This is a genomic window from Nostoc sp., assembly GCF_036917195.1.
Lineage (GTDB): Bacteria > Cyanobacteriota > Cyanobacteriia > Cyanobacteriales > Nostocaceae > Nostoc.
On the sequence record NZ_JBALDG010000002.1, the window covers coordinates 1 to 17752 of the forward strand.

The 17752-nt window shown below is 40.2% G+C and carries 13 protein-coding genes and 3 pseudogenes; 8 read left to right on the plus strand and 8 right to left on the minus strand.

Going from position 1 to position 17752, the window contains the following annotated elements; all coding sequences use genetic code 11:
- The first annotated feature begins 122 nt into the window (after nt 1-122).
- The 3 genes and pseudogenes from V7K40_RS00440 to V7K40_RS00450 all read left to right on the plus strand — a co-directional run bounded on the left by V7K40_RS00440 (nt 123) and on the right by V7K40_RS00450 (nt 2044).
- A pseudogene (locus tag V7K40_RS00440) lies at nt 123-999 on the plus strand (IS630 family transposase).
- Nucleotides 1000-1081: 82 nt separating this feature from the next.
- The gene (locus V7K40_RS00445) at nt 1082-1723 is read left to right on the plus strand and encodes an ISH3 family transposase (RefSeq protein WP_334955865.1); all 642 of its coding nucleotides are present in this window, start codon (nt 1082-1084) and stop codon (nt 1721-1723) included.
- A gap of 72 nt (nt 1724-1795) precedes the next feature.
- Nucleotides 1796-2044: a hypothetical protein gene (locus V7K40_RS00450; protein WP_334955866.1), complete on the plus strand. Its 249-nt coding sequence runs from the start codon at nt 1796-1798 to the stop codon at nt 2042-2044.
- A gap of 282 nt (nt 2045-2326) precedes the next feature.
- Here the strand turns inward: V7K40_RS00450 and V7K40_RS00455 are convergent, their stop codons facing one another.
- The 7 genes and pseudogenes from V7K40_RS00455 to V7K40_RS00485 all read right to left on the minus strand — a co-directional run bounded on the left by V7K40_RS00455 (nt 2327) and on the right by V7K40_RS00485 (nt 11237).
- Nucleotides 2327-4723, minus strand: coding sequence for a pyridoxal-dependent decarboxylase (locus V7K40_RS00455; RefSeq protein ID WP_334955867.1), 2397 nt, complete (start codon nt 4721-4723; stop codon nt 2327-2329).
- 163 nt (nt 4724-4886) lie between these two features.
- Nucleotides 4887-6632 carry a hypothetical protein gene (locus V7K40_RS00460; RefSeq protein WP_334955868.1) on the minus strand — a complete coding sequence of 582 codons (1746 nt, stop codon included), beginning with the start codon at nt 6630-6632 and terminating at the stop codon, nt 4887-4889.
- Between the two features lie 14 nt (nt 6633-6646).
- Nucleotides 6647-8290, minus strand: coding sequence for a mechanosensitive ion channel family protein (locus tag V7K40_RS00465; RefSeq protein ID WP_334955869.1), 1644 nt, complete (start codon nt 8288-8290; stop codon nt 6647-6649).
- Between the two features lie 86 nt (nt 8291-8376).
- Nucleotides 8377-8775, minus strand: a complete 399-nt coding sequence (locus tag V7K40_RS00470; protein ID WP_334955877.1) for a SpoIIE family protein phosphatase — start codon at nt 8773-8775, stop codon at nt 8377-8379.
- 18 nt (nt 8776-8793) lie between these two features.
- Nucleotides 8794-9216: pseudogene (locus V7K40_RS00475) on the minus strand (hybrid sensor histidine kinase/response regulator); the annotation flags it as partial.
- 97 nt (nt 9217-9313) lie between these two features.
- The gene (locus V7K40_RS00480) at nt 9314-10960 is read right to left on the minus strand and encodes an urea transporter (protein WP_334955870.1); all 1647 of its coding nucleotides are present in this window, start codon (nt 10958-10960) and stop codon (nt 9314-9316) included.
- Between the two features lie 133 nt (nt 10961-11093).
- On the minus strand, nt 11094-11237 hold the full coding sequence (locus V7K40_RS00485) for a hypothetical protein (protein ID WP_334955871.1): 144 nt from the start codon (nt 11235-11237) through the stop codon (nt 11094-11096).
- Nucleotides 11238-11965: 728 nt separating this feature from the next.
- On the opposite strand from V7K40_RS00485, the gene V7K40_RS00490 reads away from it, so the two are divergent.
- From V7K40_RS00490 to V7K40_RS00505, 4 genes are all read left to right on the plus strand, one after another.
- Nucleotides 11966-12961, plus strand: coding sequence for a nucleoside hydrolase (locus V7K40_RS00490; RefSeq protein WP_334955872.1), 996 nt, complete (start codon nt 11966-11968; stop codon nt 12959-12961).
- Nucleotides 12962-13076: 115 nt separating this feature from the next.
- On the plus strand, nt 13077-14009 hold the full coding sequence (locus V7K40_RS00495) for a hypothetical protein (RefSeq protein ID WP_334955873.1): 933 nt from the start codon (nt 13077-13079) through the stop codon (nt 14007-14009).
- 187 nt (nt 14010-14196) lie between these two features.
- Nucleotides 14197-14679 carry an SET domain-containing protein-lysine N-methyltransferase gene (locus tag V7K40_RS00500; RefSeq protein WP_334955874.1) on the plus strand — a complete coding sequence of 161 codons (483 nt, stop codon included), beginning with the start codon at nt 14197-14199 and terminating at the stop codon, nt 14677-14679.
- Between the two features lie 151 nt (nt 14680-14830).
- Complete coding sequence (locus V7K40_RS00505; RefSeq protein ID WP_334955875.1) at nt 14831-16342, plus strand: bifunctional UDP-sugar hydrolase/5'-nucleotidase; 1512 nt, start codon at nt 14831-14833, stop codon at nt 16340-16342.
- A gap of 129 nt (nt 16343-16471) precedes the next feature.
- Here the strand turns inward: V7K40_RS00505 and V7K40_RS00510 are convergent, their stop codons facing one another.
- Complete coding sequence (locus V7K40_RS00510) at nt 16472-16843, minus strand: hypothetical protein (RefSeq protein WP_334955876.1); 372 nt, start codon at nt 16841-16843, stop codon at nt 16472-16474.
- A gap of 274 nt (nt 16844-17117) precedes the next feature.
- On the opposite strand from V7K40_RS00510, the pseudogene V7K40_RS00515 reads away from it, so the two are divergent.
- A pseudogene (locus V7K40_RS00515) lies at nt 17118-17662 on the plus strand (IS4 family transposase); the annotation flags it as partial.
- Nucleotides 17663-17752: the final 90 nt, after the last annotated feature.

Consider the following 17752-nt stretch of genomic DNA (forward strand, 5'->3'; position numbering starts at 1 on the left):
ATGGAATTTCTACTTGATGGCTGCATAAATTGCCAGAGTGAAATCCACAATAGCATTTCATAATTTTTTATTCTTATTTAGCGACAAGTCTATTATCATGACCTACTCTCATTTGATTTGCTATGGCTAAACCCTATAGTTACGACTTCCGCTCTTATGGTGATCCAATCCATCGAGTTAGATGGATTGAAGAAAAGCGAAGCCAGTCAACTCTTCAACATCAGCCGCAATACTATCAACCTGTGGTTACAGCGCAAAGCCGAAACCGGAGATGTTCAGCCTAAGCCTAACCATCCGCCTGGAAATAACCACAAAATCACAGACTGGGATCAATTTCGGGCTTTTGCTAAATCTCATGGTGATAAAACCCAGGTGGAGATGGCTCAACTGTGGGAGGGCAACATTAGCGATCGCACAATTGCAAAAGCGTTGAAGAAAATTGGGTTTACGCGAAAAAAAAGACCTATGGCTATCAAGAGCGGGATGAGGTCAAACGGCAAGCATTCATAGAACAGTTGACAATCCAGGCAGATGAAACGATTGTTTATGTCGATGAAGCGGGTATGGACAATCGGGAAGACTACGCTTATGGCTGGAGTGAGAAAGGACAACGGTTTTATGCACTGAAGTTAGGACGGCGGCAAGGCCTGTGTAAATATGATTGCGGCCTTGTCTAATCAACAACTGATGGCTCCTTTTACAGTTGAAGGTTCTTTCAACCGAATTGTATTTGAGATTTGGTTAGAAACCTGCTTAATCCTTCTGTTGGAACCAGGACAGGTGGTAGTCATTGATAATGCCACGTTCCATAAAGGCGGTCGTATTGAGCAATTGATTCAGCAAGCAGGTTGTAAACTGCTGTACTTACACCCTGTTTCACCGGATCTCAACAAGATTGAGCAATGCTGGTCTTGGCTCAAAAGTCGCATTCGCAACCAACTTGACCAATATGAATCTCTACAGGATGCAATGGAGTATATCTTACATCTAGCGTCCTAACTGTTATGGCGGTTGCTATATTTCAGGAATTTTGTCAAGGAGTTGCGGGAAGATTGAGCCAGAGAAATATCTGGTGCAAGCTATGACTGTAACTACCCTAGTTCTAACTGATAGTAAAACCTTGAATGAAGTAGTTAACTGTTTAACGGAGAATCTGACAATTCAGACTCAAGGTAAGTGTTTGCCAAGAGGTATACGACAAGGGCAACAGAAAATTGCCATCGATTTTAACTTAATTCCATATTATGGTGAGCCATCATCATTAGAAGCACCATATATTTATAGAAGTCAAGGGAAAAATGGTACAAGTTCATTTTATGCTTATGCTACTGTCTATGTCATTAAAAAACATAAAAGAGTAACTTTAGCCATTAAAGCTGTTCAACAACAGAATACTTTGGTTGCAATTATCACTTATCTTTTAGCAATAATTGAGCCATTAAACCTGAGAATTGAACGATTATATTTAGATAGGGAGTTCTTCTGTGTACCTGTAATCAGATGGTTGCAAGCTTTGGATATTTCATTTGAAATGCCAGCTATTATCCGAGGCAAACATGGTGGAACTAAACAATTAATTAGAGGTCAGCGGAGTTGCAAAACCAGTTACACTTTAAACAGTGATAAATATGGTTCAGTAACTTTTCCAGTGTGGATAGTTTGCACATATAAAAATGGTAAAAGACGAGAGCATGGGCGGGAATTTTTTGTTTACGCTGTCTAGAAAGTTAAATTAACTTTGCAGCTTATACATGATGACTATCGTCTACGTTTCGGGATTGAGAGTAGTTATCGGATGAAAAACCAATGTGGAATCAAAACTACTATTAAAAATCCCACCATTCGGCTTTTATTTATAGCTTTGGCATTCTTAATTATTAATGTTTGGATTTATCTAGTATGGCATTATATCAGCCGTTTAAAAAGAAGTACTAGACAAGTTTTTTCTCACCTATTTACTCTCAAACAGATGCTTGAATTTTTACGTCAAGCAGTAGACCGCAACTATGGGGTAGCCTGCGAAGTTTATTTAGCGTCCGGCTGATGTTTGTTGGTTTTTGGAGTTTATTAATAAGCTAAAATTATTATTTATCCAAGTCTTTCAGCTTTTGCACTTTTTTGAAAAAACGGTATCACAGACTACTATTTTTTAGCGATCGCAGAACTTTTCGGTCTACTGAAAATGATTGTGGGAATTTATCGAATTGATTTGTGAAAATTGCCTATGCTCAGATTTTCCTATTCGCCAAGCGGAGCTTTCCTTGCTCCGCTCCTGAATTGTGCTATAATTCTTTGTTTTTATCCGTAATTGTGTAAAATCACCTAATTAACCCGGAAGTGACAACACTAAAAAGTGCGAGAAGTGCTGGATAAATTCTTCCATCGACAAAGTACTATCTTTGTTAACATCGCTCATGTTCCAGAATACATTGATGTCTTCGTCTGTATAGCCTAAGGTTTTGAATTTCTCCGCAATTTCAGAGATTTCCAAAACTCCATCTTGATTCTTGTCAACATCTTCAAATATCTGGAGAAGTGCATCTCGGAACAGAGAATCAGAAACCGCCTGACGAAACTCATGTTCAAGGACATCGATAAATGAACCTTTTGATGTTTCTGCTAACCACGGATCGAGTACTGTAGAACGCAGTACAGTGATCGAAGAACCTGTGACTCCAGATACTCCTAATAGACGCTGTTTATAATGTTCGATGAAAACTTCACCGTAATGAGCAGCGTCAAAATCTGTAGTACTGACAATGAGTTTATAACCGTAGATATCCTCACCTGGTTTGATACTTAGTTGCTCATAGATAGCTCTATTGAGACGGTTTACCAAAGCTAAATCTGTGTTAAGGGAACCATCTGGATATTTGAAATTAAAGGCGTAAGTTATGATGTTTTGGTCTGGGCCGATTTCCGAAAGCAGTTGCAGTGCTTCTTTATCAGCGAGAAGTCGATCGTTACTTGCTCGGTCGATTCTGTCTCGAATGAATTGAATCTGTTGTTCTACATCAGAACCAGAAATTTCTGCGGGAAGTCGAAGTACAGGAACGACAATAAATCGGTCTTCTGGACGCGCCATACATAAGAGCCGCGCATATAATTTTTTACAGTTAAATAGAGCCTTGCTAATGATTCTGCCGTATCCACTCTTTGTAGGGCGAATAACCTTATGGCTGAGATATACCGAAGCAGCAGCAGCTCCTGGCTTTGACCCTTCCAACCCATAGATGCCAACTGTGGGTTCTGCTTCCCCGTGGTACATATAGGGAGCAGCAAATGTTACCAAATCCCGCATTGCGGAATTGCGGTAGCACAGCACCCCAGCTGGGTATGGAATATAGCCAGATTTATGAGGATCTACCGTTATTGAATCAGCATTATTTAAAACTTGGAATTGCTGGGTAACATATGAACTTAATCCAATCTCAGTAATCAGTTCTTCTTTTGTTTTAGTCAGTTGTGGTGTGTTCGTCTCATCTTCGCGAAGCAGGGAGGCAAAATAACCGCCCCAAGCCGCATCAGCATGAATAGTAAATTCTAGTCCTTGGGAGCGTAATTCTTCTCGCAGGTCAAGAACATCTTTAAGAGGGTCAGTTGCACTTTCTTCGGTGCTTCCCATGACACAAACAACTGTATAGACTGGTCTACGCTGGGCTAGGCAATCTTGAAGAATCTTTTTAACTTCAATGATACTCATCCTGGCATCTTCATCCACAGGAACGTCAATCAAATTTGACGCTCCAATTCCCAGCAAAGCGGCTGCTTTGGGAAATGAGTAGTGTTTGGTGGCTGGTACTAAGAATACAGGTAAAGAGTTGATATCGCTCAAAAAGCGGCGTGAAAACTCTGCCATTCCCAGGTTTTGCAATGAATACTTAGATAATACTTTTGTTAGAGTTTCGCTCTTAATCTGATACTCTTGATAAAGACGAATCGGCAACGCTAGAATGTCATCGCCTTTGAGGTTGAGCATTGACCAAGTGTCTAGTTCAATCAGAGGTTTTGACTCCCCAGTGGGTAGGGAAATTTCGATGTCTTTGGCAGCTGAAAGTAAAGCTTCATTTTGCAAAGCTGCTTGCAAGGCAAGAGGATAAAATTTTAGGTTTCTGGCTGACCAAATCGCCTCAATGTTAGCAACAGTTCCCCCACAGGTAATATGTCCCCAAGGACGAATAGCCCCTTTTTCGATTTCTGCCTCATTTGGTATGGTGTATCCCAGCATCCGGCAAAGGTCGTCTCCTACCAATATTTCCAAAAGCGTTGTTGCTGTTGAGGCTTCAAAAGCCACATTGTTGGGGTTGTACAGCATTGCCGCAAAGTAGCCCAAGATAGATGGCATTGTCATATCCCAAAGCATATGCCCTTGGTAGCGCATACTAAAGAATGGTACGGACTTCTTCAAAAACGCTAGCAACGAGCGGTAACTTTCCTTAAGAGTATCAATTGCCTCTATGTATTCAGGCTGTCGCTTAATTTGTTCGGTGATGTAAGTTGGATCGCCAGGATGAAAGTTTCGCCTCCAAAATGTGTGGTCACGAATTGCTTCTACAATTAAACTCTCAAGTAAATCAGCATTTTCTGCTTTTACTCCTAAAAACCATGCCTCAACTGAACGAGTTCCCAAACCTTCAAGTCCGGGCATTTCTCCAAAATTAGAGAGTTTGCCAAGTTGATTATTTTTACCTATACCATTTGGAGATGCAAATTGGCTTGTCATGCTTCAACCTCTACTAAATATGAGAATTTCGCCGGAGACTGGGTACTGGGTACTGGGGACTGGGGACTGGGAAAAAGTTTTTAAAATTTGGTGGTGGGTAAAAGCTCCCACGATAATTTTTCGATTTGACACCTAACCTACAATCCCTAATCCCCAGTCCCTTTTAGTTACTAATCAACTGATTTAGCTGACGGTAGCAGGGAATAAAGTATTGGGCGATCGCATCGTCAACTTGCCAAAACTCTTCATAACTATCGCCACTGCAATAGCACCCCATGAATAAAAGCAATAAGGTTTGGAATGGAACATCAGATAAAGTATGTAAGCTAACGTCTGTAAACAGAGTATTGATAACATTTTGCAGGTGAACCAAATTAGCTATTACATCAGCGTAGATGCTGGTATTGCCTGTGATTGTCGGCAAGCAAGTCAGCCAATACTCTTCAAAGAAAATTTGGTAAAGTTGGGCGATTGCTTGTTTCAAACTGACTCGCGCTTCTAGTGACTGGATAGACTCTCCCAACCTGCCCCACTCTGCTAGCAACTCTTGTTCTAAGATTGATTCTTCAAAGCTCGATAGCTTGACATCTAGCAACGGTTGCAGTACTCGCAAAAATAAAAAGTCTAAATCTGCAAATGCAAAATCCAGTTTTGTCGGGTTTTCTTTGAGTGAGGAAGAACATGGAAGTTGTTCGCTCAATTCTGGGCGATCCCAGATGAATTTGAACTCTGCTACATCTGCAACCATTTCACCGATTAAATGAGTAAACATTAGCCCCAAGCGTTGCCGTACTTCTCCTTGAAAAAATAGCCTTGCTCGTTCTGAATCGACGGATACTTGTTCTCCCTGGCGCTGAAAAATTTCTCGACAAGTCAACGGCCCATAATCGGTATAGGCAGTTTCAGCCGGTCGTAGTGGATCGCTACAGCTTGCCAATATCTGATAGTCGCCTCGAAATTGAGTCAGTATGGACTGCCAGTTATGTCCCCAAATGTCATGCAGTAAATACTTTTCAGCATCTTTCGTAGGCAGAATACTCACTGAATGACTCAGGGTTTGGAGAATTTGCGGTTGGCTGAAATTAATTGCTTGAGCCAAACGATAGCTCCAAGCAGCATCAATGCTTGCTGGATCGCTAAAGCTAAACGAGGGAAAGTGACGGAATTGTTCAAACTTAAAGTTACCAAGAGATTCTAAAAACTGTTGGATTTGCTCGCGTTCAATATCTAATAGCTGTTCCCACAAAGCTGAATCACGCAGTTGATTGTCAGAATAATCAATACAAAAGTAAATCTGAGTTTCTGTGAACAGAACTGCGATCGCCTCAACTGGAATGGGAATGTCTCCAAACAAATGTTGAAATAAAACTAGTGGTGCAGCAGGCGGCGCACTTTTTAAGTTAGGTAGTAAACCGACATTCGTCAGGGCTGCCTGAACGATCTGCTTTTGCTCAACGACCTTACAATCGACCGTCTGCAACAGTGTCATCATTTGTTCTTGAACTTCAGTTGCTAACTGAAACTGCTGGCAGAGTTGAGGGATGGCAAATCTGAACGACTCAGCTGGTGTTGCTTCAACTTTGTACTGGCTCAATGTGGTAGATGATACAGTTCCCTGCCAAACAGCACCCCCCACCTCGTAGTAGTGCTTGAGTAAGGCGATCGCTTCCGCAAACGCTTGACGGACATTAACTGGGATAGTTTCTACTGGACAATCCTCACGACAAATCGGATGGGCAAATCCTTGTAATGTTGCTTGTAATTCATAAAGCCGTTGCTGCCATCGTTGTTGTGAATGAGTATCTCCACTACCATTTGTGATATGACGAGCAACTTGGAAAGCTTCAGCCATCAGAGTGCGCTGTGCAGCATCAAGCGTTGGTTTCGGTTGTAAGTTAGAGGTAATCATGGTGTCAGTGTGAATTATAAGTTATCGTTTTGGACAGTGATAGTTGCGTTAGACTTCGCTAGAGGTTCAATTGCTTCGGTGGCGCTGTATTTGAGGTATCGCACAACCTCTTCATAAATCTGGCTGCTGACGCGATCGCCCCGACGACCGTTTTCTAACCTGATATCATCAACAAAGAAATTCAGGTTGAACTGAACGTAAGTTATCGCGTCACTATTTTCGATTCCTTTGATTAAAACTTGCGGTTCCTGCCACTTTTGTCGGGGTTCTTTAAACCGTTCTCGTAACCATCGGTTCAGTTCCATTACGTAATCATCTAACCGAGTTTCTTCACTTTGAGGATTAGAAATTTTTTGATATAAACGCTGGACTCTCCGCTTTAACAAATTGATTTTGCGTTCCCATTCTTCAGTAATAATGCTGCTATCGTTATCTAAAAGATGAAAATCCCGAATGTAAATGCGATACCAATTTCGGATCAGTTCAATCAAGCTATCTTTAGAACGATTCTCTTTAAGTGTAAAAACTGAACGATTGCCGTAGATTTCGGTGACAACTTCTAGACCGATCGCGCTTAAAATTTCTCGATACTCTTGTTGTACATTTTCAATTTCCTCGTTGGTCATGCCACCTTTTTCAGCAAACTGCAAGGTGACAACAAGTGCTTCAAGTGCAGGTGTAATTTCTTCCAATTTGAAATTCACTTCCTGTTCGGCAAGCAGACGCAATTTACCAATCTTCTGCTGGTTTTCTAATCCTTCTAACTGATAGTAGCGATCAATCTGTATTAATTTCTGGTCAATATCGCCTAAAGTATCGGGATGAGCCTGGATCACCTCTACCATCACCTGCTTTGTTTCTTCAACATTCAGCGCGATCGGCAGTTTCATGTCGGTAGAGTAATGATAGTACGAGGTCGGACGGCTGAGATTTGTAATGTTTTGACTTTGCAGTGTGCTATTGGGGATATAAATATCACAATGCTTAGATGGTATATACAGTTGAGTTACTCGCACTCCAATTTTCCGCAGCATAGCAATGGAGCCATTGTCCAGCAGCAACACATCGCCAAACTGAAAAGGAGTATCAATCAGTAATACAACTCCACTAAAAAAGTTAGCTAAAATTCCCTGAGCTGCAAAGCCAATTACAAAAGTTGCTCCACCCAAAGCCACCCAAATTCCTGTTAGATCCACACCAAGGGATTTCAGCACAAAAACAGTGGCTAACGTGAAAACGATGACGGGAACAACTGCTTCTAGCAGGGGTAAAAGCACATCATCCCACATCGATTCAGTTTCTTGGGTATACCCTCGCAGGTAATAAATGAAAACCTGAGTAAAAAGTTGAACAATCCAGTAACTAATCGAAACAATTAAACCAGCTGCCAATAAATTTTCAATACCATCAATCAGCTTCACGGAGGGCAACTGATGAAAGGTAAATTTCAGAATGCCTAGAATAAAAACCGCCAGAGCCGGATACGCAGATACATTTAGCGTTACCAGGGCGATGTCTCGTTCAAATTTACGGAAGATTGAACGCAGAATATAAAATAAAATGATGTAAAGGAGTATTGTACCGGCGATTGTCAGCACTACGCTACTCAGAAAAAAACTCCAGGTATTGGCTTGAAATGGTAAAAGTTCTTTCAACATTATCTTTAAGTCCATTTACCAATGATGTATGGCAAAGACAGCATTGGCTTTGACTGTGTGCAGTGGTGCAAGAATGGCTATAAACCCTACTGAATGTCTACTTTGAGTCCGGGTAGCAGTTTCTCCAAGTTCTTCAGAGATTTGCCTTGCCAGGGCATATCATTTGACCGCTGCACATTTTTGTATATAGTGCGGTTGAGTGCATCAAGGAACTTCACCGAGTCATACTCCCGTATTTCTTTGAGGGTTCGCACGGCTGTTTGGGTCATCACCATCAAAATTCCGCTTTCTAAGCCGTGTCCAGTCACGTCACCAATACCAAGGGTAGTAACTCCGTCGGTATGTAGTACATCGTAGTAGTCACCACCGACTTCATCAGCAGGTTCCATGTATCCGGCAATGTCGAGTCCTTCAATTTCCAATTCTTCCGGTTGAGGCAGAATCATCTGTTGCAACCGTTTAGTCACCTCTAGTTCAGCACCCATTCGGAGATTTTCGGCTGTGAGTTTTTCATTTAAGAGTTTGATTTCTTGATTTGCTCGTTCTAATTCAGCTGGGCTAGGAAGTGCTAAGGCTTGTGGAACTAAGGGGATAAGTTGTACGGCTGTAAATACAGATATTATTGCTGTTAGCGCTTTGATTAATCCTGATACCCAATAAGTTGGAAACCAAAGCGTCCAAATCTCCATGATGTGAGTAGTGCCACAAGCTACGATAAATCCACTAAATAGTAGAAAAATCCAATTAAAAGGCAAATCCTTACGCTTGTTAACGAAGTAGAAAAGTGTAATGGGAATAGAGTAATAAGATAGGGCAATGAGTGCGTCAGAGATAACGTGTAGCGAAACTAAACCAGGTTTCCAAAGATAGCAATGACCATGAGGAATAAAATAAAATGTTAACAATTCAAAGCTAAGATGCCACATATAAAAATTCTCTGCACTAATAAAATTCAACACATTGAGTTGTTCTGTCGAAAGATGCCTAAGCTGCGTAGGCGTAGCCCGTCGTAGACATCGCTCTTTAAATCACTAGTATCGCTTCAATAAATTGATTCCAAGTCAATAGTTGCCCTGCTGTGCGATCACGTAAAAATGTAATTTCATCTTTTGTCAGCGGCGATTCTCCGACGCTTGCGATTGCGATATTCATTTCATTAAGGCTGATGAGATTGTCTTCATCAGCATCGATTGGTAAAAAATAAGTGAGAAAATCGTTGTATTCTGCCATCAACTGACGATGGCGCAGCATTAACTCACCGAATTCTTCAAAGTCGATTGTGTTGCTGCGATCGCTATCCATACTTGTGAATAACAGCGTGATTTCGTTATCCGACAGCGCCTTTCCTGCCTGATTTAAATGATTGGTTAATTCTTCAATACATAGATGCCCACTTTGGTCTTGGTCGATGGCATCGAAGATATAGCGCAAGTCTCCTTTAAAGGTAGAAGACGCTTGTTTAAACAGCAGTTGGCGCGGCTTGCTTTGGATCGCGGCTGCAAGGTGACGACGAAAGTTAGAAATAATCCGCTTTGCTACTAAAAACCGTTGCCGATGTTCTTCGGGACTGGCAACTGTATGCAATGCCACCGGCACGAGTGAGGGTAGCGATCGCCGTAAAATCAGAAAACAGCCAATGGTTACAATTACAAATGGTAGCGCCAGTACGGGCAATTTCAGCGGAGCAAATAAAGCTGCCAAGCCCCAACTAGCAAGCGATGCAACAAAGGCACAACCCAGACCAATACAAATACTGAATAAATTTGGCGTGTAGAATACTCCACCAATGGCGATCGCTGTTAGGACAGAATTGTAACCCCATAGCCCTGTATACAAATCGTCAGGAGTCACTTGCAACAGCAAACCTGCAAGTAAATACATTACGCATCCCAGCAAGCCAACAATAGCACTAATTGGGGTGCAGATGACAATCCCCAGAATAACCAAAATTCCTATAACCCAGCTATTAGAAAAAAACACCTGCCCAACACTGAGCGGTAACGATTGAGCGAGTTGCAAACCGTTAAATTGACTAGAAGAAACAGGCGGTAACGACCCAAAATCGAAGAAAGTTTGGGGTAGAAACAGCACGAGAATCACAAAACTTAGTACCGCAATATGATATGGAATACCGAGTGGCGCTACTCGGAACTGACTAGCAAACCAGACTCCCACAGTTTCCATTAATACCGTGGAGACAGAGGCGAATACAACCACTGCGATCGCCCAATTCAGATTCCATGTGCCATTACCAAATAGCCCCAACGATGCGATCGTCGCTCCGGTGAGTAATCCATTCAGACCAAAAATGCCATTTTGAATGTCATCCCGATTGATCTGGAAATTTTTCGCAAAGTGTTTTTGTAAAATAATTGCTGTTAATGTTGCGATCGCAGTTCCCAGCAAGCTCATTGTCCCCAACCAAGGAGCCTGAATAAACATGGCAATTAAAAATAGTAGACCGCTCACAGGATTGTTGACAAAAATGACTTGACCAATCCCGCGGAGAGTAGCGTTAATAAAATTCAATAAAGGTTGATCCATTAAGCGTTGATTTAGTGCTTGCATCGTGCCTAATGGCAATAAGCTTTTTGAAATCTTTAATTTTGATTCCTCTGAAGATAAAACGTGAGAAATTAACTCATGCAGAGGAGAAGGATCGTTATCCATTTTGTCTAGATTGCCAACAAAAATAGGCCGCTTAGTTCTAAGGTTTTCTTCTAAAGCATACGCATCTAAAGTCTGATAATCCTTTCATAGCATAGGGTTGAACGTTTCATTTTCAGTTATTTCATCAATATCATTATCCAGTAAGCACTTCAGAAATTACCTGTCTTTCCCTTGGATTTTCTTCGCACTCAAGTTTTGCAACGTCTTTAATTGCTGGACTAGTATCGATGACGATAACTAAATCAGCAACAAATATTGGACGCGCTTGCTTACTCATAGTTTTTTCCTTTTTTCTTTTGGAGCAAACCGAATAAGCTGATATTTGCAAAAGTTAAAAAATTTCAATATAAAGGAATAAAAATTGAAGTACTAAATAATAGTTTCTCAAATAAACTTTTGCAAATACTTACTGTATTTCATCATTAAAGCACCTTTTTATAAAATCAAACAACCACATAAATGTAATATATTTTACCTTGCTCTCACTCTATTGAAGATACTATTACACTAACTGCTCTTAATGTCAAGTCATAAATATCATAAATTTGACTATATAAAAGGCTATTTATAAAGTCAATCTCAAGGTCATTAATTAATTAAAATTGCAATCTAAAATCCTGTATAAGCAGTATTGTAGATATAAATAATGGCTCGAAAGACTTGTTCCATAAACCTTATGGACTCAGAATGATAAATCGTAGCTCTCTTAATTCCATCAGCCAAATAAAGTAGACATCGTCGCACAACTGATATATGCTCGTGTATGCAACGCTATCTACTACCACTTGAAAACAGGGTGTCAATTGAACATGCAACAGGCGCAAAAAACTAGTCTGTAAAGCACTAACTAAAAATATTTGATAACAAAGAAAAATATATGACATTTATGTAATTGTTTGAAGTAATGTGAAGCAGCAATTAACATGATAACCCTGCAAAAATATGCTTTTGATAATAGCTAACTAAACTTTTATATAATCATCTTTTACTGGAGCAATTTTTTTTATGACAACTCAACTTACTCATCACAAAATTATTCTCGACACTGACCCAGGTGGAGATGATATCTATACCTTCCTGTGGCTTCTGAGCTTGGTAAAACGAGGACTCGCTGAACTTGTCGCTGTTACTTCCGCAGATGGCAATATTGCTGCTAAATGCACGTTCTCTAGTTCTAACCAGATTTTAAATTTAGCAGGATTCCCACAGATTAAAGTGGGTCGCGGTGTCCCTGCAAAAAGAGAAATTATAGAAGATGCTACCCATATTCATGGATCGGATGGGATGGGCAATCTTTCTCACACTTTACCCGCCGCCACCCACAGCATTGAAGACGCTCCCTACTCCGATGAACTGATTATCGATGAGTTGAATGCTGCTCCGGGGGAAATTACCATTTTAGCGATCGCACCCCTGACCAACCTCGCAGCAGCAGAAACAAAAAGTCCCGGCATCCTTAAAAAAGCCAAGGAAATCGTGATTATGGGGGGTGCTTTCTTCTGTCCTGGTAATGTTACTCCCCATGCTGAATTCAATATTTGGTTTAATGTTGAAGCTGCTCAGACAGTATTTGATAGCCGAGACGATATCGTTGTGTTGCCGTTGGATGTAACCCGACGCTTAATTTTCACGCGAGATATGGCTGTGGCAGTCACTCACGCGAATCCAGAGAGTAAACTTTCTCAGTTCTTGACAAATCTTTGTGAGTTCATGATTGGCACAGCCTTGGATTATCGAGAGACAGCAGGAATTCCAGGTTTTCTTGTTCATGATGCGGCAACACTAGGATACTTGTTTTATCCAGAAACCCTGATGTTGAAAAGAGCAAAAATCCGGGTTGAAACAAAGGGACAGTGGACACTAGGACAGACATTGATTGATAGTCGTCCTGCACCAAAAACAGCAGCAAATGCCTGGGTGGCGTTGCAGGTAGATGAAGGCAAATTTTTTACTAGCTTGATTGAAGATTTGAAGCACCTATTCATAACCGCCAAACTCTAAGCTTCTCTTGTAGAGTCGCTCTCTCTTAATTTTAGGTTAGTAGCTAGTGACTATTATTCACTAGTTATTTCATAAGTGTGATTACTGGCGATCGTAAAAAGGAACTTACTTAAACATGGAATTCTTTAAGCAACTAATTTTCTATTTGACATTTGCTTCACTTGGATTCGCTATTACAGACGTTTATCTGCGGGCTAACAAGCTCTGGAAGCGCAAGCATGATAAAACGGTTGCTGAGAGTATTTCGATTGCGGCGATGTTTGTTAGTATGGTGCCAAGTTGCCTATTCACATTAAATTATCTGTTTGTTGGCCAGTGGCAGGGATTTATTCAAGAGGTTCTATATCTATTGCTCGTGACATTTAATATTTCAGTGGGAATAGAACTATGGGTTCCAGGAGAACGTCATAAAGGCTTTTTCACATTGCTGAAGCGAGCTCTCAATTTAGAGCGAAAGGAAGTTGGAGATTTAGCAATAGCTTTATTTAAACCGCCTCAGCATAAAACAATCATTGATATTTTATGCCAGATTGCATTAATTGATGAAAGGCTGGATGAACGGGAACGAAAATTTATTGATACATTTGCTAAGAAATGGAATATTGAATTTTCTTGGAATATGCTTCAGTCACGAAGCTATGATTCAGATACGAACTTTATTCGGCTGCGGCAAGATGTTGATAACTTCTTGGCAACCTCTCCTCCAACTGAACAGATAATTCAATTACAGGACTTGATTAACATACTCATTAGGATTGATAAAAATATTTCAGAACCAGAAAAACTGATTAATATTGAACTGAATGGAATGTTTCGGCGTTATCTTAAGTATGAGGAAATATCCGAGGTTTTTTATACTATTGTAATTCCTCAAAACGAGAAGCAAGAACAGGCGATCGCTCAAAGTTTTTCTGATTTAACCCGTTATAATATTGCTGAAGGATTTGTCTACCGTAGCCAACCATTTTACTCTAAGGAATTTGCCAAAATTTTTAGTAATCAATATCGGACGCTCAATCTATTTAGCATTGTCACGGAAATGCTGTAAGTTTTTCTGTTATTGGAACTTAGACAAAACAGAAGAATAAAAAAGGGTATAATATTTTGTCAGCGTAGCTTTCACGTCAAAATGATCCTCGATGAAAAAGACAACTTCCCTAACCATGCCTCCATGCTTTGAAAAATGGTGTCAACGGTTTGATGATGTATTCACTCTTATTTGGGCTACCTAACTTATGAACTTAGAAATTTTTACCAATGTCGAAGTGAAGCTGACACATAAAAGAAGAAGCGTCTTTGCTAACCGCAGTTTCTTTAAGGGTGAAACAGTCGTGACTGGATGCAGAGTCATGATTCTACCACAGAGAATTAATCACTCTTTGCAGGTAGACTTTGATTTGCATATAGAAATAGATGAACCGGGACAATTGATCAATCATTCTTGTAGCCCAAATATAGGGGTTAGAAATAATGAGTTCGCAGCAGATGATTTCATAGCATTGGTTGATATTCCTTCAGGGTGTGAGATTACGTTCGACTACGAGACAACAGAGTATATTTCTATTGCTGTTCCAGAATGTGCCTGTGGCTTATCTAACTGTCGATTAAAAGCTCGTGGATTCAAGTTTCTTTCTGCTGATATGAGGGAAAAGTATGGTGAATTTATTGCCGATTATCTTAAACCCAGGTTTCTCATCACATCTCTCAAAACCTTATAAGTAGCCGTCATGAACTAGATTCCAATTAGATATCTCCAGAAATTAATTATTCGTTGCCTGAAACCCTTGTAGAGACCAAAGCTGTTTCATGCAAGAATGCACCTTTTAAACAATATAGAAGATTAGTCTATTAATTTCACAAAGGGAAAAGATGATGATGACCACAGAGCGATTTAAAAAGTTCACTATTTTGCATTCCAATGATATGCATGGAGACTTTTTGGCAGAGGCTGGGGGTGAAGAGGGTCATCTGATTGGTGGAGTGTCGCTGCTTTCTGGCTATATCAATAAGGTGCGCCAGTCAGAGAAAAACGTGCTTTTTGTAATTTCTGGTGATATGCTCCAGGGTTCTATTATTGATAAGGAATATAAAGGTCTTTCAACTATAGAGATCATGAATTACCTTGCTCCAGATGTAGTAACTCTGGGGAATCACGAATTGGATTATGGATTGCCTCACTTACTGTTCTTAGAAAAGATGGCAAATTTCCCGATTGTGAATGCCAATTTGTATATCAAAAAGTATAATAAACGTTTGATGACTCCCTATCTTATCCTGAATGTAGATGGATTCGATATTATGTTCATCGGGATTATAACGGAAGAAGCTCTGAAGACATTAAAACGTGACATAAGTATTGGTACATTCGTAAGTCTTGAAGATGCCTCCTTAGAAGTTGGCAAAATTTGCAACGCTTACAAGAATGAGGATATTGACTTAACAATTTTGCTCACTCACATCGGTTTTGAAGAAGATAAAAAACTAGCGGCATTGCTAGATCCGGAATGGGGTGTAGATATAATTATTGGCGGACACTCGCATACATTTTTAGAGCAACCTGCCCAAGTTAACAATATTCTAATCGCACAAGCTGGAATTGGCACAGACCAAATTGGACGCTTCGATATTGTAGTAGATGACGACACTAACAGCATTGTAGAATGGCAGTGGCAACTCCTGCCTGTAGATAATAATTTGGCTGAACCAGATCCAGACATTGAAAAGTTGATTACGATTTTTCAAGAAGAAGTTGATCGCAAATATAATCGACTTATTGGACGATTAGCACGTAAACTGACCCATCCTAAGCGTGAAGAAGAAACGGAATTGGGTAATTTAATTGTTGATATTGTTGACCAATTAGATATATTGGATGTAACTTTGATAGGAAGTGGTTCAATCCGAAGAACAAAATTAGGGCCGCTAGTTACACTCAGCGATATTAAAGAAGTTTTTCCTTACGACGATGTACTTTTTAAACTGAAAGTTACAGGCGTACAGCTTACTAAGATATTCGCACATATTATGAGACAGGAAAACAGAATACCCGGTGAAAGTTGTTGTTTTCAGGTCAGCAAAGGTATTCAAGCAGTTTACAGTGATTCCCAAAATCAGCTTGAATCTTTGAGCATTAATGGACAACCTGTACAAGCTGACGCTCAATACACTATCTGTATAGAGGAATATCATTATAAAAATTCATTACATAGTCTAGGCATAACAATTGAAGACTTGACAAAATTAGATAATGCTAAGGTAATTTCAACATCTTGCCAGAATGTCCTTGAAGAATACTTTAGCCATCATCAAAATCTTAATAGCCAGATTGAAGGAAGATTAATCTACAAATTGAGCAGCGCTTACGACAAAAGTCAAAGTTAAATTTGATTTTGAAATGGCTCACACCTTTCAACTACCGAGAACTGTTGGAAGAAAAATTGTTGAATGTTTTGGAGTCGAAAATTACACAATAAAAAAAGCTGGGGATAAGGTAGGGATTTATGCGAGGGATTAAGTCATCGTCAATGAAGTTTGCTGTTCAAGCCGAGTTTGTAAATCTACAATCAGGTTCTCTCCACCGCGTCGGGCTTCCCATAAGCCAGAATACTGCGAACCTATATTCCATTTTCCTTGCATATAATCTTCATTTTCTGAGACTATGCCTGTATATGTAACTGGTACAGGTGAGGTGACTAAATAATGTTTAGTAAAACTGACAGTACGCCCAATTACCTCACCATTGGCCTGAGCTTCTCCTAAATAGTTGTCATCCAAAATCGAACCACTGAAAGTATTTGCACTCTGAACAAAGGTTGCTTCAAAGCGACTAGGGATGTCATCTTGCCAATAAGTTCCTAACCAATTACCGCTGATATCTGCCATATTGTTTCCTAGTAAAGATGTCTATGCGCTCGCCCGAATTCAAGTAATTGACGCAGCAGGTACTTACGATCGCTATTGTTAAGCAAAAGTTGTCAACCGCCCAATTGTATCGATATTATCGCTGTTAAGTATTGCAGTAAACCCTAGTAAAATGCGACGGCACAAGGAAAAGGGCAACGGCAATATTCATTGGCGCACAATTACCAAAAACGGTAAGGATTATCCCCAGGCGTACTATCACGCTTGAGTTTTGGAGCAAGGGTGATCGCACCCTCAAGTCATCGAACTATCGCAGATCCCGTGTAAATCAGCTATCACCCAAGCTAGGCAAAGATTAGGAGCAAGGGTAATGAGCCAATTGTTCCATCAGTTGGTACAACCAATGGCAACTGGTGAGACATTGGGAGAATTTTTAAATGGATTACGAATTATAGTTATTGATGGTACTTGTTTTGATGTTCCAGACAGCGATGAAAATGCAAGAGTTTTTGGTCGTCCTAGTAGTAGTCTTGGCACATAAGCAGCATTTCCCAAAGTACGATTAGTCATATTGGTAGAAGCAGGGACACACATAATATTTGATGCATTAATGTGCGGAGCCGAAGACGCTCCGCCTCCGGCCCATATCGCATTGGAGAGCGAGTGCGGGCATTAAGATTATTACGCTCAGTTACTTCAGAGATGTTGTTGATGTGGGATAGGGGTTTACATTCCTACACAATGGTGCAAACAGCAGTCAGTAAAGGTTGTGATTATTTAGGAAGAATTCCAGCCAACGTTAAATTCTTGGTCGAAGAACCTTTGGCGGATGGTTCTTACTTCTGGACTTTAGACTAAGAAGCACAAAATAACTCAGAGAAGCTGAGTTGAGAACAGCCAAAGCAAAAAAGTAGAAAAATCACAAATTAA